The organism is Neobacillus sp. PS3-34 (assembly GCF_030915465.1).
In the GTDB taxonomy this organism is placed as follows: Bacteria; Bacillota; Bacilli; order Bacillales; family Cytobacillaceae; genus Neobacillus_A.
This window is the reverse complement of sequence record NZ_CP133267.1, coordinates 914,446-935,638: the sequence shown is the minus strand read 5'-3', so window position 1 is coordinate 935,638 and position 21,193 is coordinate 914,446. Positions and strand designations below refer to the sequence as shown.

General features: G+C 43.6%; 14 protein-coding genes, 7 pseudogenes and 1 other annotated feature. All 21 genes and pseudogenes read left to right on the top strand.

Features of this window, described 5'->3' with window-relative positions:
• Positions 1 to 43 precede the first annotated feature (43 nt).
• Positions 44 to 295 carry a YlmC/YmxH family sporulation protein gene (locus RCG23_RS04640; RefSeq protein WP_308178778.1) on the top strand — a complete coding sequence of 84 codons (252 nt, stop codon included), beginning with the start codon at positions 44 to 46 and terminating at the stop codon, positions 293 to 295.
• A gap of 73 nt (positions 296 to 368) precedes the next feature.
• Positions 369 to 1,190 (top strand): peptidoglycan editing factor PgeF, encoded by an 822-nt coding sequence (gene pgeF / locus RCG23_RS04635; protein WP_308178777.1) that lies wholly within the window; start codon positions 369 to 371, stop codon positions 1,188 to 1,190.
• Positions 1,190 to 1,878, top strand: a pseudogene (locus RCG23_RS04630) (YggS family pyridoxal phosphate-dependent enzyme). Before pgeF ends, RCG23_RS04630 begins: the two are co-directional and overlap by 1 nt.
• A complete protein-coding gene (locus RCG23_RS04625) occupies positions 1,878 to 2,315 on the top strand; it encodes a cell division protein SepF (protein ID WP_308178776.1) in 438 nt (145 codons plus the stop codon). Before RCG23_RS04630 ends, RCG23_RS04625 begins: the two are co-directional and overlap by 1 nt.
• 6 nt (positions 2,316 to 2,321) lie before the next feature.
• Positions 2,322 to 2,585, top strand: coding sequence for a YggT family protein (locus RCG23_RS04620; protein ID WP_308178775.1), 264 nt, complete (start codon positions 2,322 to 2,324; stop codon positions 2,583 to 2,585).
• Between the two features lie 63 nt (positions 2,586 to 2,648).
• Positions 2,649 to 3,421 (top strand): annotated as a pseudogene (locus tag RCG23_RS04615) (RNA-binding protein).
• Positions 3,422 to 3,515: 94 nt separating this feature from the next.
• Positions 3,516 to 4,031 (top strand): DivIVA domain-containing protein, encoded by a 516-nt coding sequence (locus tag RCG23_RS04610; RefSeq protein WP_308178774.1) that lies wholly within the window; start codon positions 3,516 to 3,518, stop codon positions 4,029 to 4,031.
• A gap of 50 nt (positions 4,032 to 4,081) precedes the next feature.
• Positions 4,082 to 4,327: a binding site (T-box leader), on the top strand.
• Positions 4,328 to 4,391: 64 nt separating this feature from the next.
• Positions 4,392 to 7,163, top strand: coding sequence for an isoleucine--tRNA ligase (gene ileS, locus RCG23_RS04605; protein WP_308178773.1), 2,772 nt, complete (start codon positions 4,392 to 4,394; stop codon positions 7,161 to 7,163).
• Positions 7,164 to 7,310: 147 nt separating this feature from the next.
• Complete coding sequence (locus tag RCG23_RS04600; protein ID WP_308178772.1) at positions 7,311 to 7,613, top strand: hypothetical protein; 303 nt, start codon at positions 7,311 to 7,313, stop codon at positions 7,611 to 7,613.
• Between the two features lie 68 nt (positions 7,614 to 7,681).
• Positions 7,682 to 8,174 (top strand): annotated as a pseudogene (gene lspA / locus RCG23_RS04595) (signal peptidase II).
• Positions 8,146 to 9,057 (top strand): RluA family pseudouridine synthase, encoded by a 912-nt coding sequence (locus RCG23_RS04590; RefSeq protein WP_308178771.1) that lies wholly within the window; start codon positions 8,146 to 8,148, stop codon positions 9,055 to 9,057. Before lspA ends, RCG23_RS04590 begins: the two are co-directional and overlap by 29 nt.
• Before the next feature lie 157 nt (positions 9,058 to 9,214).
• Positions 9,215 to 9,760 (top strand): bifunctional pyr operon transcriptional regulator/uracil phosphoribosyltransferase PyrR, encoded by a 546-nt coding sequence (pyrR, locus tag RCG23_RS04585; protein WP_308178770.1) that lies wholly within the window; start codon positions 9,215 to 9,217, stop codon positions 9,758 to 9,760.
• A gap of 149 nt (positions 9,761 to 9,909) precedes the next feature.
• The gene (locus RCG23_RS04580; RefSeq protein ID WP_308178769.1) at positions 9,910 to 11,196 is read left to right on the top strand and encodes a solute carrier family 23 protein; all 1,287 of its coding nucleotides are present in this window, start codon (positions 9,910 to 9,912) and stop codon (positions 11,194 to 11,196) included.
• A 162-nt stretch (positions 11,197 to 11,358) separates the two neighbouring features.
• Entirely contained in the window at positions 11,359 to 12,291 is a 933-nt protein-coding gene (locus tag RCG23_RS04575; protein ID WP_308178768.1) for an aspartate carbamoyltransferase catalytic subunit, read from the top strand.
• Positions 12,254 to 13,540 carry a dihydroorotase gene (locus RCG23_RS04570; protein ID WP_308178767.1) on the top strand — a complete coding sequence of 429 codons (1,287 nt, stop codon included), beginning with the start codon at positions 12,254 to 12,256 and terminating at the stop codon, positions 13,538 to 13,540. The genes RCG23_RS04575 and RCG23_RS04570 overlap by 38 nt, the downstream gene beginning before the upstream one ends.
• A pseudogene (locus RCG23_RS04565) lies at positions 13,537 to 14,642 on the top strand (carbamoyl phosphate synthase small subunit). The gene RCG23_RS04570 and the pseudogene RCG23_RS04565 overlap by 4 nt, the downstream one beginning before the upstream one ends.
• Positions 14,621 to 17,826: pseudogene (carB, locus tag RCG23_RS04560) on the top strand (carbamoyl-phosphate synthase large subunit). The pseudogenes RCG23_RS04565 and carB overlap by 22 nt, the downstream one beginning before the upstream one ends.
• A pseudogene (locus RCG23_RS04555) lies at positions 17,823 to 18,599 on the top strand (dihydroorotate dehydrogenase electron transfer subunit). Before carB ends, RCG23_RS04555 begins: the two co-directional pseudogenes overlap by 4 nt.
• Entirely contained in the window at positions 18,596 to 19,537 is a 942-nt protein-coding gene (locus tag RCG23_RS04550) for a dihydroorotate dehydrogenase (protein WP_308178766.1), read from the top strand. The pseudogene RCG23_RS04555 and the gene RCG23_RS04550 overlap by 4 nt, the downstream one beginning before the upstream one ends.
• Positions 19,509 to 20,225 (top strand): annotated as a pseudogene (gene pyrF / locus RCG23_RS04545) (orotidine-5'-phosphate decarboxylase). The gene RCG23_RS04550 and the pseudogene pyrF overlap by 29 nt, the downstream one beginning before the upstream one ends.
• Positions 20,222 to 20,854 carry an orotate phosphoribosyltransferase gene (gene pyrE / locus RCG23_RS04540; protein ID WP_308178765.1) on the top strand — a complete coding sequence of 211 codons (633 nt, stop codon included), beginning with the start codon at positions 20,222 to 20,224 and terminating at the stop codon, positions 20,852 to 20,854. The pseudogene pyrF and the gene pyrE overlap by 4 nt, the downstream one beginning before the upstream one ends.
• The last annotated feature ends 339 nt before the right edge of the window (positions 20,855 to 21,193 follow it).

Here is a 21,193-nt window from a genome sequence, read left to right as displayed (position 1 = left end):
AAATCATATATTTTTAAATAGAAAAGTAATGGGAGTGAAGAGGATGATTAAAATATCGGAATTTCAAATAAAAGATGTAGTGAATGTTGCTGATGGAAAAAAGCTTGGCAATATCGGGGATATTGAAATCAATCTGGATACTGGCACGGTGGAGGCAGTAGTCATTAGCGGAAATGGGAAGGTGCTTGGTTTTTTTGGCAGGGAGGAAGACATCGTGATCCCTTGGAAAAACATCATTAAAATTGGTGAGGACGTTATTTTAGTTAGATATAAGGCCTCAATACCAGCTGAATAATAACCATTGTCTTTCCATGTCACTTTTTTTGTCGGTATATGTTACACTATAAAAAAAAGCGAGAGGTAAAGGAATGGAACCATTTATTTTAAAAAATGATTCATTTTTATTAATTGATAGCTGGATGGACAAATATCCTGGCCTAATAGCGGGGATGACGACAAAAAACGGCGGATATAGCAAAAATGAATTCGAGAGCTTTAATATGGGATTCCATGTAAATGACAACCCAGAAGCTGTTTGCGCAAATAGAAAGCATTTAGCAGAGCTGCTGGCGTTTCCGCTTGAGTCATGGGCAGGTGCAGAACAAACACATGATGTCACCGTCCAAAAAGTAACCTCAGGGGACCGGGGAAAAGGGGCCTCTTCGTATGGGACATCCTTTAAAGCAACGGATGCGTTTTATACTGATGAAAAGGGTATTCTGCTTACTCTCTGTTTTGCAGATTGTGTGCCCCTATTTTTTATTGCTCCACATAGAAATATGATTGGAACTGCACATGCTGGCTGGAAGGGGACTGTAAATGAAATATCCAGGCATATGATTGAAGCCTGGAAAAATGAAGGCATCCAGCCTGAGCAAATTTTCGCGGTTATTGGTCCATCCATTTGCGGAAAATGTTATATTGTAGATGAACGTGTTATTACTTTCGTTCAAAATACACTAGAAGATGTCGAAAAAAAGCCCTATAATACAATCAAAGCAGGCCAGTATGCCTTGGATTTGCAGGAACTTAACAAGCTGCTCATGATAAAAGCCGGCATTCCAGAAGCAAATATAAGCGTAACCAAATATTGTTCGAGCTGCCATCAGGATTTGTTTTTTTCTCACAGGCGTGACCATGGGAAAACCGGCAGAATGACCAGCTTTGTTGGCTGGAAGGAGGAGCTGTAATGAATGTTGCTGCAAATCTGGCAAGTATAAAGCTTCAAATAGAACAAGCCTGCCATAAAACAGGCAGAAATGCAGAAGATGTAAAAATTATTGCCGTCACTAAATATGTGAGTACAGAAAGAGCAAGGGAGGCTGTGGAAGCAGGTATCCTCAACCTTGGTGAAAATAGGGACGAAGGGCTTCTCGAAAAATGGGAAGCTTTGGGGGACAAGCCTTTTTTCCATTTTATCGGCAGCCTTCAAACGAGAAAAGTAAAGAACATCATTGATAAAGTGGAGTATATCCATTCGCTTGACCGAATTTCGCTGGCGGAGGAAATCAATAAACGTTCACAAGGTAAGGTAAAATGCCTTGTCCAGGTCAATGTATCCGGGGAGGATTCAAAGCACGGCTTGCAGCCTGGGGAAGTTGTAACCTTTATTGAACAGCTTGGCACATACCATAACATTAGCGTAGAGGCCTTATGACCATGGCTCCGCTTACGGAGGATGAAAGCATGCTCCGCCAATGCTTTAAAACATTGAAGGATTTGCAGATAAAGGTTCAGGAATGCTATTTCAGCCACGCACCCTGCAAGGAGCTATCAATGGGCATGTCGAATGACTTTTCAATTGCTGTTGAAGAAGGCGCTACTATGGTAAGGATTGGAACCGCTCTAGTAGGAAAAAATGATTGGGAGGTGCAGTAATGAGCATTAAAACAAAAATAAAAACATTTTTCTTTTTAGATGATGAATATGATGATACGGAAGAGGAATACGTTGAAGAAGCTGAACCTGTTAAACCACAAAGACAGCCAGCCGCAAAACCGCAAAATGTTGTCAGCCTGCAAAGCGTTCAAAAATCCTCTAAGGTTGTACTTGTCGAGCCACGTGTATATGCTGAGGCTCAGGATATTGCCGATCATTTAAAAAACCGCAGGGCTGTAGTGGTCAATCTCCAACGCATTGACCATGACCAGGCAAAACGGATTGTTGATTTTTTAAGCGGGACCGTCTATGCAATTGGCGGGGATATCCAAAGAATCGGCAGCAGCATCTTTTTATGTACCCCTGACAATGTAGAAGTATCAGGCAATATATCTGAAATCATGCAGGAACATGATTTAAACGATTCGAGGTGGTAGAATTTAATGGTCATTTTGTTCGATCTTTTGCAAAAAGCGCTTTATTTTTACTCATGGATATTGATTATATATATTTTAATGTCCTGGTTTCCAAATGCTCAAAATAGTGCAGTCGGCAGATTTATGGAGCGGATTTGTGAACCCTATCTGGAACCATTCCGCAAGATCATTCCTCCGCTAGGAATGATCGATATCTCGCCAATTGTCGCCTTCATGGTCTTGAACCTGGCGTCCCGTGGCCTTCATAAATTATTTATATGGCTCGTATAAAAGACTCATCAGGGACAGAACCAGTCCCTTTTTTGTTAAGATTTAAAGGATAAGAGGGAGCTTATGAATATCTATCAGCATTTCAGGCCGAGGAGCGAGATTTTATCGATCAGGTGCTGAATTGGCAGGACTATGTAGAAAATGCTTATGCTCCGAAATTAACAGACTTTCTTGACCCAAGGGAGCAGCATATATTAAAGACATTGATCGGAGAAAATGCAGGTGTGAAATGGGAGGTATTTGGCGGCAGTGATGGGACAGAAAGAAACAGGGCTTTACTCTTCCCGGACTACAGCAGTGCCGACCTTGATGATTTCCAAATCAGCCTGTTTGAAATCGACTATCCTTCGAAATTTGTGACGATTGAGCACCCTCAGGTTTTGGGCAGCTTAATGTCGTTAGGGCTAAAAAGAGGTAAATTTGGAGACATCATTTTTGAAGGTGACAGGATTCAATTTTTTGCTGCCAATGAGGTAAAGGATTATTTAATGCTTCAGCTTGTTTCAATAGGAAAAGCTGCAGTCAAGCTGTTGGACTTACCCCTTCAACAGGCTATTTCAATCAGTCAATCATGGTCTGAGGCCTCTATAACAGTCTCTTCGCTCAGGCTTGATACAGTCATATCGGGTATTCACAATTTATCCAGGCAAAAATCACAGTTATTAATCCAGCAGGGACATGTAAAAGTGAATTGGACAGTCATCGAAAATCCATCATTCGAGTGTGATGAAGGTGACCTTATATCAGTCCGTGGGCATCGCCGTGCAAAAATCACCTCACTTGAAGGCAGAACAAAAAAAGAAAAATTGCGGATTACTGTCGGAAAGCAAAAATAAATTTCACGCAATAGCAGGATTTAAAAGGAACCGTGTCGAATATTAGCACTACTACATAATGAATATGATATATAACATATTTGGAGGTGGCGTAATGCCTTTAACGCCGTTAGATATACACAATAAAGAATTTAACAAGGGTTTCAGGGGTTATGATGAGGACGAAGTAAACGAGTTTCTTGATCAGGTTATCAAGGATTATGAGTTAATCATCAGAGAGAAAAAAGAAATGGAAGAGCGGTTGAAGGATTTAAACGATCGTTTGGGCCATTTTACGACAATTGAAGATACTTTGCATAAATCAATCGTTGTTGCCCAGGAAGCTGCTGAGGATTTAAAACGCAATGCCCAGAAGGAAGCAAAGCTCATTATCAAGGAAGCAGAAAAAAATGCTGACCGTATCGTGAATGAGTCTTTATCCAAAGCAAGAAAGATTGCTTTGGAGATTGAAGATCTAAAGAAACAGTCCAAAGTATTCCGCACACGCTTTAAAATGCTAATCGAAGCACAGCTTGATATGCTGAACACAGATGACTGGGATCATTTGCTCGAATACGAATTGGATGCAACGGAATTAAAATCGACTGAGGAAGAAGATTCGCTAGCTTGACGAAAATGCATTATTTCGCATATAATTTCTTAATAAAGTAAATAGAATGGTCAATGACAATGATAGGGACAGTACAGTTAAACAATTGCTTTTAGCAGCGAACCGGGAATGGTGGAAGCCCGGCAAAAGTGGAAAAACTGGAAGATCACCCTTGAGTTCCTGGCTGAAAGCCTGTTATGCGCAGGTGAATAAGCTTCGGCGTTTCGTTCACGTTACGAATGAGCAAAGAGGAAAGTGCAGATTCATGCACCTTCTATCAGGGTGGTACCGCGGGAACAAACCTTCTCGTCCCTATTTGGGATGAGGGGGTTTTTTTATTTGGCCATTTGTTAATGATGATACTGTCAGGAGGAAATAGAAATGGAATATAAAGATACGCTGTTAATGCCGCAAACTGAATTTCCGATGCGCGGCAATCTGCCGAAAAGAGAACCTGAAATTCAGGAAAAATGGGAAGAAATGAATATCTACAAAAAAGTTCAGGAGCGTACAAAAGACCGTCCAATGTATATTTTGCATGATGGGCATCCATACGCAAACGGTGATATTCACATGGGCCACGCGCTCAATAAAATTTTGAAGGATTTTATCGTCCGTTATAAATCAATGAGCGGATATAACGCCCCTTATGTTCCAGGCTGGGATACCCATGGGCTTCCGATTGAGCAGGCACTTACTAATAAGGGTGTTAAACGCAAAGAGATGACGGTTGCTGAATTCCGTAAGCTTTGCGCTGAATACGCATTGGAACAAATTGATAATCAACGTACGCAGTTTAAACGCCTTGGTGTGCGTGGAGACTGGGAAAATCCGTACATCACTTTAAATCCTGAATACGAAGCACAGCAAATCAAGGTTTTTGGTGAAATGGCGAAAAAAGGCTATATCTATAAAGGGCTAAAGCCGGTTTATTGGTCACCTTCAAGTGAATCTGCCTTGGCGGAAGCTGAAATTGAATACCAAGACAAACGTTCTGCATCTATTTACGTAGGTTTTAAAGTGAAAGACGGAAAAGGTGTTCTGGATACTGATACAAGCATCATTATCTGGACAACTACTCCATGGACAATTCCTGCCAATCTAGGGATTTCTGTCCATCCTGATCTTGATTATGTTGTTGTTTCTGCAAACGGCGGAAAATTCCTGGTTGCCGAAGCACTGCTTGAAGCAGTCCAAAAGGAAATTGGCTGGGAAGAAACAGAAACAGTACAAAAGGTTAAAGGCAGTGACCTCGAAAATATTATTGCTGTACACCCCCTGTATGGCCGTGATTCATTAGTAATGCTTGGCGATCACGTGACAACCGATGCCGGTACAGGCTGCGTACACACAGCCCCTGGACACGGAGAAGACGATTTCCACGTTGGCCAAAAATATGGCTTGGAAGTTCTTTGTCCGGTTGATGATAAAGGCGTAATGACCAAGGAAGCGGCCGGTTTTGAAGGATTATTTTATGATGAGGCCAATAAACCGATTGTAAAGGCTTTGGAAGAAGCGGGAGCCTTGTTAAAGCTTTCATTTATCACACACTCCTATCCTCATGACTGGAGAACGAAAAAGCCGGTTATTTTCCGTGCAACTGCTCAGTGGTTTGCGTCTATTAAGGACTTTAGAGAGAATTTGCTGGAAGCTGTTAAAGAAACAAAGTGGGTTCCTGCGTGGGGAGAAACAAGATTATTCAACATGGTCCGTGACCGTGGGGACTGGTGTATTTCCCGCCAGCGTGCCTGGGGCGTACCAATTCCGGTTTTCTACGCTGAAAATGGAGATGCCATAATTACTGATGAGACGATTCATCAGGTTTCGGCTTTATTCCGTGAACATGGATCAAATATCTGGTTCGAGTGGGATGCGAAAGAACTTCTTCCTGAAGGATTTGCACATGAAGGCAGCCCTAATGGTAAATTTACGAAAGAAACAGATATCATGGATGTTTGGTTTGATTCTGGCTCTTCCCATCAGGCAGTATTAGAAGAAAGAGATGACCTGCAGCGCCCGGCGGACTTGTACCTTGAAGGCTCCGACCAATACCGCGGATGGTTTAATTCTTCCCTTTCAACCGCTGTAGCTGTAACTGGAAAGGCACCTTATAAAGGTGTATTGAGCCACGGATTTGCATTGGACGGCGAAGGCCGGAAAATGAGTAAGTCAATTGGAAATGTGGTTGTTCCTGCCAAGGTCATGAATCAGCTGGGTGCTGATATTCTTCGACTTTGGGTTGCTTCTGTTGATTATCAATCGGATGTCCGTGTTTCTGATGCCATTTTAAAACAGGTTGCCGAGGTTTACAGGAAAATCCGTAATACCTTCCGCTTCCTGCTTGGAAATTTGGCTGATTTCAATCCTGAAACTGATGCAGTTTCATACGAAAATCTGCGTGAAGTCGATCAATTTATGCTTGTTAAATTGAATAAATTGATTAAATACGTCAAGGGTGCATATGAAAATTATGAATTCGCTGGCATTTACCACGCTGTTAACAATTTCTGTACATTGGATTTAAGTGCATTCTATTTAGATTTTGCAAAGGATGTCCTTTATATCGAAGCAAAGGACAACCACGATCGTCGTGCCATCCAGACAGTCCTTTTCGAATCGCTGCTTGCTTTGACAAAATTGACAGCGCCAATCCTTTCGCACACAGCGGATGAAGTGTGGAACTTTATTCCAAATGCGAAGGAAGAAAGTGTCCAATTAACGGACCTTCCTGAGTACAAGGAACTTGCAAATGCTGATTCTCTGGAAGAAAAATGGTCAGCCTTCCTTGAACTCCGTGATGATGTGTTAAAGGCTCTTGAAGAAGCACGAAATCAAAAAGTAATTGGCAAGTCATTGACGGCTAAGGTCACTTTATATGTAAATGAAAAAACAAAAGCATTGCTTGATTCAATTAAAGAAAACGTGGGCCAATTGTTTATTGTATCTGCTTTTGAAGTAGCTGGGTCATACGAAGATGCTCCAGAGAACGCAATTAAGCTTGATACTGCTGCTATTGTAGTTACAAAAGCAGAAGGTGAGACATGTGAAAGATGCTGGACTGTTACAACTGAGGTTGGACAGAACAGTGAGCATCCAACCCTCTGCCAGCGCTGTGCTGAAGTAGTAAAAGAAAATTATTCTGAATTGGCTTAAGAAATGCCCCTGTGCGAATCCGCACAGGGTTTTTTGTTTTAATTTCCCACCTCCGTTAATTGTTTCAGGTGATGACAAAAGTTTTACCGTGTTGCTTTACCATTGCCGGAAAATAATAAGAAAAATAAATTAACGGAGGTAACGACAATGAAAGCAATGCAAGAAAAGCTGTATTTGGAACTCCGTGAAACTGAAGAGGAATTGATAAATGGGTTAATGAAAAGAGAAAGCAATGATTGGCTAACGTCTTTTTTGAAGGAAGAACTATTCGATGTCAGGGCTGCAATCGCAAAAATACAGAAGGGGAATTTTGGTGAGTGTGAAATTTCAGGTGAGCTACTCCCGGAAGAACTGCTTAAAATACTCCCTACACTGAAGTCGGAAAAGGATTTTCATCAAATAGGTTCTTTTTATAAAAAGCCGTATGAGAGCATGTTTTTCTATCGTTAGATTGTCGTTTTGATATAGATTGTGCTAAAATGCTAGGGAAGTCATCGCAGGATGTGGAGGTTTTCCTTGTGTTTTATTATTTGATTGCTGCCTTTATTATTATCTTGGACCAAATTACAAAATGGCTGGTTGTTAGCAAAATGCATTTTGGTGAAAGTATTACGGTAATAGAAAATATACTTTATATTACTTCCCACCGCAACAGAGGAGCGGCATGGGGGATATTACAAGGGCAAATGTGGCTTTTTTATGCCATTACACTGATTGTGATTGTCGGTATCATTTATTATATGCAGAAAGCAGTAAAGGGCAAGCCACTATTGGCGCGTTGCACTTGCTTTTATGCTGGGCGGAGCGATTGGCAACTTTATCGATCGGGTCATCCGCAAGGAAGTAGTCGACTTCATTCATACATTTATATTTGGCTATAATTTCCCGGTATTCAATATCGCCGATTCGTCCCTGGTCATCGGTGTAGCATTATTGATGATCCAAATGCTGCGAGAAGAGAGAGAAACGAAGGAGAAATCTTATGGAGAAAATGGAACACACCATTCTTGAAAATGAAAAAGGAGACCGCATTGACAAAGCTATCTCTGCTTTAAACGAGGAATGGTCCAGAACACAGGTCCAGCAATGGATTAAAGAAGGCCATGTGCTGGTCAATGGACAGCAGGTCAAGACCAATTATAAATGCAGTGTTAATGATTCGATAGAAATTAACATCCCGGTACCAGAAGAACTAGATGTTGTTCCTGAAGAAATGGACCTTGATATTTATTTCGAAGACAGTGACGTCCTTGTTGTTAATAAACCACGGGGAATGGTAGTCCATCCTGCTCCAGGTCATCCATCTGGCACGCTTGTTAATGGCCTGATGGCGCACTGCACGGATTTATCCGGAATCAATGGCGTAATGAGGCCTGGTATTGTCCATCGGATCGATAAGGATACATCAGGACTTTTAATGGTCGCTAAAAACGATATGGCACACGAAAGCCTCGTAAATCAGCTTGTTGAAAAAACAGTTACCCGAAAGTATAAAGCGATTGTTCATGGAGTTATTGCTCATGATTATGGAACGATCGATGCTCCGCTCGGCCGAGATACAAAAGACCGGCAGAGCATGACGGTTGTTGACCACGGGAAGCATGCAGTCACCCATTTTCATGTCATTGACCGCTTTAAGGATTTTACATTCGTTGAATGTCAGCTTGAAACGGGAAGGACCCATCAAATCCGTGTTCACATGAAGTATATCGGTTTTCCGCTTGCAGGAGACCCTAAATACGGACCGAAAAAAACGCTCGATATTGATGGACAGGCTCTTCATGCAGGCGTTTTAGGATTCATCCATCCAAGGACAAAAGAATACCTTGAATTTGAAGCACCCCTTCCAGAAGAATTTGAACGGCTGCTAGAACACTTGAGAAATAATCGTTGACATGTCGAAGTGTGTCAGGTAAGATAGCTTTAGTTGAATAAGTCCTTTAAATCAGTCCCGTGAGGCTGAGAAGGAAACGGATTGGAAACAGGCCTATGCCAGGACTGTAACCGCAAAAGACTCGTTGCCTCTCACCGATCGGTGGGAGGTTTTTTATATGACAGAACAAAAGGCACTTGTCCTTGATGAACAGGCGATTCGCAGGGCATTGACAAGGATTGCTCATCAAATTATTGAAAAGAATAAAGGTGTCCAGGATAGTGTGCTTGTTGGAATCCGCACACGCGGCATTTACCTGGCAAAACGACTTGCAGACAGAATCGAAGAAATAGAAGGCAGCCCGATTTCCGTGGGTGAGCTGGATATTACACTGTATCGGGATGACTTAACGAAAAAGACAGATGACCAGGAACCGCTTGTTAAAGGTTCTGACATTCCGGTTGAAATCACGAATAAAAAGGTCATACTTGTAGATGATGTCCTGTATACTGGCAGAACAGTAAGGGCAGGTATGGATGCATTAATGGATCTAGGCCGTCCGTCCTCCATCCAGCTAGCCGTCCTGGTGGATCGTGGGCATCGCGAATTGCCGATCCGGGCTGATTACGTGGGAAAAAATATTCCTACATCAAGTGTGGAAAAAATTGTGGTTGAACTTGCTGAGGTCGATAAGGTTGACCAGGTCAGCATTTATGATAAATAAATGTTATAACCCTTTTAAATGCAGTCCTGTGAGGCTGACAAAGGGGAATAAGCGGGCTTTCCATGCCTGTTTTATACCCTCTTTGTCTACTCGCGAAGAGGGTATTTTTATTGCTAACTAGAGAAGCTATATTTGGGGGGATTTTTAAAATGAATAAACCAATTCTTGATGTACATGACAGACCGAAGCCGCTTCAATGGCTGACCTTAAGCCTTCAGCATTTGTTTGCGATGTTTGGCGCCACCATCCTGGTGCCATATCTTGTAGGCTTAAGCCCGGCCATCGCGCTGATTTCAAGCGGTTTGGGCACACTGGCATTTCTGCTTATAACTCAATTTAAGGTGCCAGCCTATCTAGGTTCCTCATTCGCCTTTATTGCTCCGGTCATTGCCGCAAAAGCTGCAGGCGGCCCGGGAGCTGCCATGGTGGGAACTTTTATGGCGGGTCTTGTATATGGAATCGTCGCACTCATTATTAAAAAAGCCGGTTATCGCTGGATTATGAAGTTGCTTCCGCCGATTGTGGTAGGCCCGGTAATAGTTGTCATTGGCCTTTCGCTCGCAGGCACTGCAGTAAACATGGCAATGAACAACCCTGCTGGAAAGTACAGCATGCTCCATTTTTCAGTAGCCCTTGTAGCGCTTGCTGCGACCATCATTTTCTCGATTTATCTTCGTGGTATGCTGAGTATGGTTCCGATTCTTGGAGGAATCATTGTTGGTTATTTGTACGCGGTAGCTGTTGGGGTTGTTGACTTTTCACATGTGAAAAGCGCACATGTGCTAGAAATGCCTGATTTCCTCTTCCCATTCATTGATTATAAAGTGAAATTCACATGGAGATTAGTTGGTTTAATGGTCCCGGTAGCAGTAGTTACCTTATCAGAGCATATTGGCCATCAGCTTGTCCTCAGTAAGGTAGTAGGAAAAGATTATATAAAAGACCCAGGTTTGCACAGATCTATTCTCGGGGACGGCACAGCAACAATGATATCAGCTTTGATCGGCGGACCTCCAAAAACAACTTATGGTGAAAATATAGGGGTTCTCGCCATTACTCGCGTATACAGTGTTTATGTCTTGGCTGGAGCAGCTGTTCTTGCAACGATATTCGGATTTATTGGTAAAGTGACTGCTTTAATCAGCTCCATACCGACTCCTGTTATGGGCGGTGTATCAATTCTGCTGTTCGGAATCATCGCTTCATCAGGGCTTCGCATGCTAGTGGATAGCAAAATTGATTTCGGCGACAAACGAAATCTGGTTATTTCATCTGTCATCCTTGTAATCGGAATTGGCGGAGCATTTATAAAAATAAACGACTTCCAAGTTCAAGGCATGGCCCTAGCGGCTATATGCGGTATCGTACTAAATCTTGTGCTTCCTGGAAGGGAAACGGCAAAAGAAGATATGTTTGAGGAAAATATAGAAGCATAAAGTTCAACCTTTTAAATCAGTCCAGAGAGGCTAATAAGGGTGAAAAAGTGCTGCAGCAGGAAAAATAAGGGGAATCCTTATGAACTGTTCTGCAATTCGCTTATCCACACCCTGAGCCCTTTGGCCAGGGTGTTTTCATGTAAAAAAAAGGCGGTGTTGAGGATGAAGCATTTATTGACCACATCTGAACTAAACAGGGAAGAAATTCTCGAGATTCTGGAGGATGCGCATCGATTTTCAGAAGGAATGGTTTGGAATCCTGGCAGGCAAATGTTTGCTGCTAATCTCTTTTTTGAACCGAGTACCCGAACGAAGACCAGCTTTGAGGTAGCTGAAAGAAGACTGGGCTTAAACATCATACCGTTTGAAGCTGAAACCTCAAGTATCCAAAAAGGAGAAACCCTCTATGATACGGTCAGGACAATGGAAAGCATCGGAATAAATGCCGTTGTAATCAGGCACGAGAAGGATCGCTATTTCGAAGAATTGGTTCATGGAATCGGTGTTCCAATCATTAATGCAGGTGATGGATGCGGACATCACCCAACACAGTCTCTCCTCGATTTATTGACCATACAGCAGGAGTACGGCTGTTTTAAAGGATTAAGGGTTGCCATCATTGGAGATGTTTCTCATAGCAGGGTGGCTCGCTCTAATGCTGAAGCACTCTCGAAGCTGGGTGCTGAAGTAGTCTTTTCAGGACCGATGGAATGGTTTGATCAAGGGAACAAGGGCAATTATTTGCAAATAGACGATGCAGTAGCTAATTCAGATGTAGTAATGCTCCTCCGCATACAGCATGAGCGCCATGAAAAAAAGGGCGGGTTAACTGTTGAGGAATATCATCAGCGATATGGCCTGACCGTCGAGCGTGAAAAGAGGATGAAACCTGGCAGCATCATCATGCACCCTGCACCATTCAACCGTGATGTTGAAATTGCCGGAAGCCTTGTGGAATGTGAACGGTCCAGGATCTTTAAACAAATGCAAAATGGCGTTTATGTAAGAATGGCGGCGTTAAAAAGATCGCTTGAGGATTTGAGAGGAGGAAAAAACATTGAAACTACTAATAAAAAATTCGAAATTTATCAATAACGAAAACCAGGTTCAAACAGGAGATATCTTAATTGAGGATGGAATTATTTTAGCCATCGGAGAAGGGATTTCCCAAAGTGCTGATAAGGTAATTGATGCGTCCGGTCTTCTGGCAGCACCGGGATTTGTTGATCTGCATGTCCATCTCCGTGAGCCAGGCGGTGAAAAAAAGGAAACAATCGAGACCGGAACACTTGCTGGCGCAAGAGGAGGTTTTACAACTCTCGCTGCGATGCCAAATACAAGGCCAGTTCCCGATTCAAAGGAACAGCTTGAGTGGCTGCAGGAAAAAATAAAAGAAACAGCACATGTAAGAGTCCTTCCATATGCATCGATAACCGTCCGCGAGCTGGGCTTAGAATTAACGGATTTCACTGCGCTAAAGGAAGCAGGGGCGTTTGCATTTACAGATGATGGTGTCGGCGTGCAATCAGCAGCTATGATGCTGGCTGCAATGAAGAAGGCTGCAGCAACCGGGATGCCAATTGTCGCACACTGTGAAGAAAATACATTAATTAACAAAGGGTCTGTCCATGAAGGATTATTTTCAGAAAAACACGGGTTAAATGGAATTCCTTCTGTTTGTGAATCAGTTCATATTTCCCGCGATGTTTTGCTGGCTGAAGCTGCCGGCTGCCATTACCATGTATGCCATATCAGCACGAAGGAATCAGTCAGGGTGGTAAGGGATGCCAAGCGGGCAGGAATTAACGTCACAGCTGAAGTTACCCCCCATCACCTATTATTATGCGAGGACGATATCCCTGGCCTTGAAGCCAACTTTAAGATGAATCCTCCTTTAAGAGCAGAATCGGATAGGGAAGCCTTGATTGAAGGGCTCCTGGACGGCACGATAGATTTTATTGCAACCGACCATGCCCCGCATACAGAAGAGGAAAAAGCTGAAGGAATGTCTCTGGCACCATTCGGAATAGTCGGGCTCGAAACTGCATTTCCTCTCCTTTATACGCACTTGGTAGAGAAAAATAGACTTACTCTTGAACAATTAATTTCATTCCTGACAATAAAACCTTCGGAAGCCTTTGGTCTTCCGTATGGACGAATAGAAAAAGGAACTTCAGCGGACATCGTCCTTTTGGATCTTCAGGAAGAACGGGAAATTGACCCGAAGGAATTTTTATCAAAAGGAAAAAATACTCCGTTTGCCGGCTGGAAGTGCAAGGGCTGGCCAGTAGTAACGATCGCACAAGGGGAAATAGCCTGGGAGAAAGGACGTGTAATGGGATGAAAAAGCAGCTTATTTTAGAGGATGGAACCATTTTTATCGGCGAAGGGTTTGGAAGCGAAGAGAGAACAATCGGTGAGGTTGTTTTTAATACGGGAATGACCGGATATCAGGAAATTCTTTCTGACCCGTCCTATTGTGGCCAAATTGTTACCCTTACTTATCCTTTGATTGGGAATTACGGAATTAATCGTGATGACTTTGAATCAATCAACCCTGCAGTTAAAGGCTTTATCGTGAAGGAAGCTGCAGAGCTGCCATCCAATTGGCGAAGTGAATTTACGCTTGATGAGTATTTCCGCATCAAAAAGATTCCTGGCATTAGCGGAATAGACACTAGAAAACTCACAAGAATTATCCGCCAGCATGGAACATTAAAAGGTGCCATTTGTGATATCAGTGAGGATACGGACCTTGTTCTGGAACAGCTTCGGTCTTCCACGCTTCCGATTGACCAGGTAAGCCAGGTATCAACCAAGAATCCTTATCCAAGTCCTGGAAGGGGAAAAAGAGTAGTTCTAGTTGATTTTGGAATGAAGCACGGAATTCTTCGAGAATTGAATCAGCGTGATTGCGATGTGATCGTAGTTCCTTATAACGCTACTGCAGAAGAAATCCTGCACCTAAGGCCGGATGGAGTCATGTTGTCGAACGGCGTGGAGATCCAAAGGATGTTCCTGAGGCAATTGAGATGATAAATGGAATTCTGGGTAAGATTCCCCTCTTTGGTATTTGCCTTGGTCACCAATTGTTTGCTCTCGCATGCGGGGCCGATACGAGCAAAATGAAATTTGGGCACCGCGGTTCAAATCATCCAGTCAAGGATTTACGCACAGGAAAGATTGCTATTACCTCTCAAAACCACGGATATGCTGTAGAAATGGATTCAGTCGTTAATACAGAACTTGAAGTGACACATATCGCTTTAAATGACGAAACAGTTGAAGGTCTTAAGCATAAGAAGTTTGCGGCGTTTACAGTCCAATACCATCCTGAAGCTTCACCGGGACCGGAGGATGCAAACGGGTTATTCAATCAGTTTATGGAAATGATAGATTCTGAGAAACAGGGGGCTGCTGAAAAATGCCAAAACGTACTGATATAAACACCATTCTTGTAATCGGGTCAGGTCCCATTGTGATCGGGCAGGCAGCAGAGTTTGATTATGCCGGAACTCAGGCATGCCTTGCCCTTAAAGAAGAGGGCTACCGTGTCATTCTCGTAAACTCCAATCCTGCTACGATTATGACGGATACAGAAATTGCCGAAAAGGTTTATATTGAACCGCTTACGCTTGAATTTGTCAGCAGGATTATCCGCAAAGAGCGACCTGATGCACTTCTTGCGACGCTTGGAGGGCAGACTGGACTCAATCTTGCTGTGGAACTCTATGAATCTGGAGTTCTTGATGAATGTGGTGTGGAAATACTGGGCACAAAGCTTTCTGCAATTAAAAAAGCAGAAGACCGCGAATTGTTTCGTACATTAATGAATGAGCTGAATGAACCGGTGCCTGACAGTGAAATAATCCACAATCTTGATGAGGCAGAGAGTTTCGTTGAACGGGCTGGTTTTCCGGTCATCGTCCGTCCTGCCTATACATTGGGCGGAACTGGCGGCGGAATCTGCCGAAACCAGGAAGAACTGGCTGAAATCGTGACGAGCGGATTGAAGAATAGTCCAGTAAAGCAGTGCCTGCTTGAGAAAAGCATTGCCGGCTTCAAGGAAATCGAATATGAGGTTATGCGTGATAGCAATGATAATGCTATCGTTGTCTGCAATATGGAAAATATCGATCCGGTCGGTGTACATACCGGGGATTCAATCGTTGTCGCTCCAAGCCAAACATTAAGCGACCGAGAATACCAGCTGCTAAGAAATGTCTCGCTTAAAATTATTCGGTCACTTGGAATAGAAGGAGGCTGTAATGTTCAGCTGGCGCTTGATCCATACAGCTTTGAATATTTCATTATTGAAGTAAACCCAAGGGTCAGCCGTTCATCAGCACTTGCATCAAAGGCTACAGGTTACCCGATTGCAAAGCTGGCTGCAAAAATCGCTGTAGGGCTGACACTTGATGAAATGCTAAATCCGGTCACGGGAAAAACGTATGCAAGTTTTGAGCCGGCACTTGATTATATCGTGACAAAAATTCCTAGATGGCCGTTTGACAAGTTTGAATCCGGAAACCGCTCGCTTGGAACACAGATGAAAGCAACGGGTGAAATAATGGCAATTCGCCGTACCTTCGAGGAATCCTTATTAAAGGCAATCCGTTCGCTGGAGGCAAATGTTACCCATTTCGAGCTTAACGACGGAGCCGAGATAGATGCGGAATTATTGGAAAAACGCATTCGTAAAGCGGGGGACGAACGATTATTTTATATAGCTGAAGCCCTTAAACGGAAAATCAGCATCGAAACCATTCACCAATGGAGTAAAATCGATCTTTTCTTCCTGAAAAAGATGGAAGGAATCATAAAACTGGAAGAAAAGCTTAAAGAAAATATCAATGAACTTGAGCTATTGAAAACTGCAAAGCAAAAGGGATTTACCGATAAAAAGCTTGCTGAGCTATGGAATATCACAGAAGAAGAAATTCTCAGCCTTCGCCGGGAATCTGGGATCATGCCAGTTTACAAGATGGTGGATACATGCGCAGCGGAGTTTGAATCAGAAACGCCTTATTTTTACGGTACTTATGAGGATGAGAACGAATCAGAAGTATCCGGAAGAAAAAGTGTTATCGTGTTAGGATCAGGCCGATTCGGATTGGCCAGGGGATCGAGTTCGATTATGCGACTGTCCATTCAGTCAGAGCAATCAAGGAAGCAGGCTTTGAAGCGATTATCATCAATAACAACCCTGAAACAGTTTCTACCGATTTCAGTATATCGGATAAGCTTTACTTCGAGCCGCTTACAGTAGAAGATGTCATGCATATCATTGAGCTTGAAAAACCTGAAGGCGTTGTGGTCCAATTCGGCGGCCAAACAGCAATTAATCTTGCTGGAAAACTGGCGGAAAATGGAGTGAAAATCCTTGGAACAAGCCTTGAGGATCTTGACCGGGCAGAAAACAGGGATAAATTCGAGCAAGCACTTGAAGGATTGAACATCCCTCAGCCTCCAGGGAAAACAGCGATGTCGGTTGAGGAAGCAGTTATGGTCGCGGAGGAAATTGGCTATCCAGTCCTTGTCCGGCCATCGTATGTACTTGGAGGGCGTGCAATGGAAATCGTCTACAGGTACGAAGAACTCCTTCACTATATGAAAAACGCGGTAAAGGTAAATCCAGAGCATCCGGTCTTAATTGACCGCTATTTAACAGGTAAAGAAATCGAAGTAGATGCAATATGCGATGGCAGAGACGTTCTTATCCCAGGAATTATGGAACATATTGAACGAGCCGGTGTTCACTCGGGTGATTCAATCGCGGTTTATCCGCCACAGACTCTTTCAGCTGAGGTCCAGCAAAAGCTCGTTGATTATACGGAAAAGCTGGCAAAAGGGCTGAATATTATCGGCCTGCTCAACATCCAGTATGTCTTGTCTGGCAATGAAGTGTACGTATTGGAGGTCAATCCTCGATCAAGCAGAACAGTGCCATTTTTGAGCAAGATTACCAAAATACCGATGGCGAAAATTGCTACTAAAGTGATACTTGGTGAATCGCTGGCTGCTCAGGGCTACTCATCAGGACTCGTTCCTGAAAAGGATGGCGTATTTGTCAAAGTACCGGTCTTCTCCTTCGCAAAATTGAGAAATGTCGATATTACACTAGGACCGGAAATGAAATCAACTGGTGAAGTAATGGGCAAGGATCATACCCTTGAAAAAGCGCTTTATAAAGGCTTGGTTGCTTCAGGGATGAAGATTCAAAAATTCGGGACGGTTCTGCTGACAGTTGCTGATAAAGACAAAGCGGAAGCGCTCAAGCTTGCCAGGAGATTTGCCGCAAACGGATACCGCCTAATGGCGACAAGCGGAACAGCAAGCATTATTAGCGAAGCCGGGCTGCCAGTCAATGTTGTAGAGAAAATTGGTTCTGAGGGAAAAACCCTGCTTGATGTCATTCATAAAGGGGAAGCTCAGTTTATCATTAATACCCTCACAAAAGGAAAACAGCCTGAACGCGATGGATTCAGGATTCGCCGCGAAGCGGTTGAAAACGGCATTCCGTGCTTAACATCCCTTGATACAGCAGATGCAATTTTAAAAGTAATTGAATCTATGAATTTTTCAGCTGAACCAATGGATACGGAAGAAGAGAAGGCGGTGTTGGCGTGAAGCGAAAGGAATTATGTACGGTAATTCGTCAAGTTGAAATTGCCGAATCGATCTATGAACTGACGGTGGAGGGAGAACTGGCAAAGGATATCAGTTCCCCGGCCAGTTCGTCCATGTGAAAACGGCAGACGGAATAGATCCGCTCCTGCGCAGGCCGATTAGCATTTCTTCCTTCAATCGTGAAAAACGCCAATTTAAGATGATTTATCGGAAAGAAGGCAGGGGAACATCCCTGCTTTCAAAAAAGAATGAAGGACTGCAGGTAGATATTCTGGGCCCGCTTGGAAATGGCTTTCCGGTTGATGAAGCAGATCACGGAGATACAGCCCTGCTTGTAGGTGGCGGAATCGGTGTGCCGCCGCTTTATGAACTTTCCCGTCAGCTGAAGGAAAAGGGTGTCAAAGTGGTTCATGTGCTCGGTTTCCAGAGTAAATCAGCCGTTTTTTATGAAAACGAGTTTGCCAATTTAGGAGAAACCTATATTGCGACTGTGGATGGCTCTTATGGAACAAGCGGTTTTGTAACGGATATTATCAAACAAAAAAATATTCGTTTTGATGTGATGTATGCTTGCGGGCCGGTGGCGATGCTTGCACCTGGAACAGGGGCATCAGGACAGGAAGGTTTTCTTGTCACTAGAAGAGCGGATGGGCTGCGGAATTGGCGCCTGCTTCGCTTGTGTCTGCAGGCTTCACGATGATCCCAACGGCCATTCATATAAAAAAGTGTGCAGCGACGGACCCGTATTTCGGGCGGGGGAGGTAGTACTATGAAACAGCTTGAAATAAATTTGCCTGGATTGAAGCTAAAAAATCCCATCATGCCTGCCTCCGGCTGCTTTGGTTTCGGCAGAGAATTCAGCGAGTTCTATAATCTCGATTTACTGGGCGCAATCATGATAAAAGCAGCAACTCTTGAACCACGCTTCGGTAATCCTACGCCGCGTGTTGCTGAAACATCTGCTGGCATGCTAAATGCGATAGGGTTACAGAATCCTGGTGTTAAAAAGATCATATCTGACGAATTGCCATGGCTTGGGCAGTTTGATGTGCCAATCATTGCAAATGTAGCCGGCTCACAGGAAGAGGATTATATCGAAGTAGCGAAGCAAATTTCAAGGGCAGGCAATGTTCATGCACTTGAATTAAACATTTCGTGCCCGAACGTAAAAACGGGGGGGATTGCTTTTGGAACGATTCCTGAAGTTGCTAAGAAATTAACACATAAAGTCAAGGAAGTCTCCGAGGTGCCGGTTTATGTTAAACTATCGCCGAATGTAACGAACATCGTAGAGATGGCGAAGGCAGTTGAAGAAGGCGGTGCAGATGGGCTGACCATGATCAATACTCTCATCGGTATGAGACTCGATTTGAAAACGGGAAGGCCAATATTGGCTAACAACACTGGCGGGCTTTCAGGGCCTGCAATTAAGCCTGTCGCACTCAGGATGATTTACGAGGTAAGCCAGCGCACTAATTTGCCGATTATCGGAATGGGCGGCGTTCAATCAGCGGAAGATGTGATTGAGTTCTTTTATGCTGGAGCAAGTGCAGTTGCAGTCGGTACCGCTAATTTTATCGACCCGTTAGCTTGCCCAACTATAATAGAGGAGCTTCCAGAGCTGCTCGTAAAACTGGGCTTTGAACATATTTCTGAATGTACGGGAAGGAGCTGGAGGAAAAATGAACAACCCGCTTATCATCGCACTTGATTTTGCTAATGGCGGAGAGGTGGAGGAATTTCTCCGACCCTTTGGGAAACAGGAGTTATTTTTAAAAGTAGGCATGGAGCTTTTTTATCAGGAAAGGCCACTCCATTATTCATAAACTAAAAGATTCGGCCATCAGATTTTCCTGGATTTAAAGCTTCACGATATTCCCAATACGGTAAAAAGTGCAATGAAGGGATTGGCCAGGCTTGAATGTGATCTCGTAAATGTGCATGCTGCCGGTGGCCAGGAAATGATGGAGTCGGCAATAGAAGGTTTGGAGTCAGGGACTGCTGCAGGAAAATCCCGACCGAAATGTATTGCTGTTACCCAGCTTACAAGCACATCGGAAAAACAAATGCAGGGGGAGCAGCTGATTCCTGTTTCATTGTCTGAATCCGTGCTGCAATATGCCTCACTTGCTAGTAAGGCAGGCCTGGATGGTGTGGTCTGTTCAGCGTGGGAAGCCGCTTCTATTCATAAAAAGCTGGGGGATGCTTTTTACACTGTTACTCCGGGGATACGAATGGATTCTGATTTTACCCAGGATCAAAAAAGAATAGCGACACCTGAATTTGCAAGGAAGGCAGGTGTGACGGCAATCGTTGTCGGACGTTCGATTACAAGGGCAGAGGATCCGGTTAAAAGCTATCAGAACTGGTTTGAAGAATGGAGAGGAGTTTTAAGATGAAGAGGGAAATTGCGGCAAGCTTATTAGAAATAAATGCTGTGGCTTTAAGGCCGAATGAACCATTTACTTGGACATCGGGACTACGATCCCCAATTTATTGCGACAACCGGCTGACTCTTTCTTATCCGGTGGTTCGCCGGCAAATAGCAGGAGGGTTAAAAAAGCTTATTCTCGAACACTTTCCTGAAGCAGAGCTTGTAGCCGGAACAGCAACAGCAGGAATTCCTCATGCTGCCTGGGTGAGTGAGCTTATGGATCTGCCGATGTGCTATGTACGCTCTTCGGCAAAGGGACATGGCAAGGGAAATCAGATTGAAGGCAAAGCGGAAGCAGGGCAAAAAGTGGTTGTAATAGAGGATTTAATTTCAACCGGTGGAAGTGTGATTACTGCGGTTGAGGCGTTAAGAGCTGCGGGCTGTGATGTGCTTGGCGCAGTATCGATTTTTACGTACGGGCTGGAAAAAGGTAAAACACTTTTAGCGGAGGCAAAAATTGAAAATCGTTCGTTGACCGATTTTCCGACATTAGTTACTGAGGCTATTCAAAAAGGATATATTAGCGTAAGTGACCAGGAAAGTTTGCTGGCTTGGAGCAAGGATCCTGCGAATTGGGGAAATAGGTTTGAATAATAGAATGGTCCGGGATGCCGCTGGAAATGCGGATAACCTGGACCATTCGTTGTTTTTGTCTTATGAAGACCATTTCAACTGTTCAAAAGAGAGGCTTTGGTCTTCATCGGTGCCATGAAGCCCATTTCCACTGTTCATAAGGGTGGTTTTAGTCTTCATCTGTCTCATGAAGCCCATTTCCACTGTTCAAAAGAGAGGCTTTGGTCTTCATCGGTTACATGAAGACCGTTTCCGCTGTTCAAAAGGGTGGTTTTGGTCTTCATCTGTCTCATGAAGACCATTTCCACTGTTTAAAAGGGTGGTTTTGGTTTTCATCGGTGACATGAAGACCGATTCCAC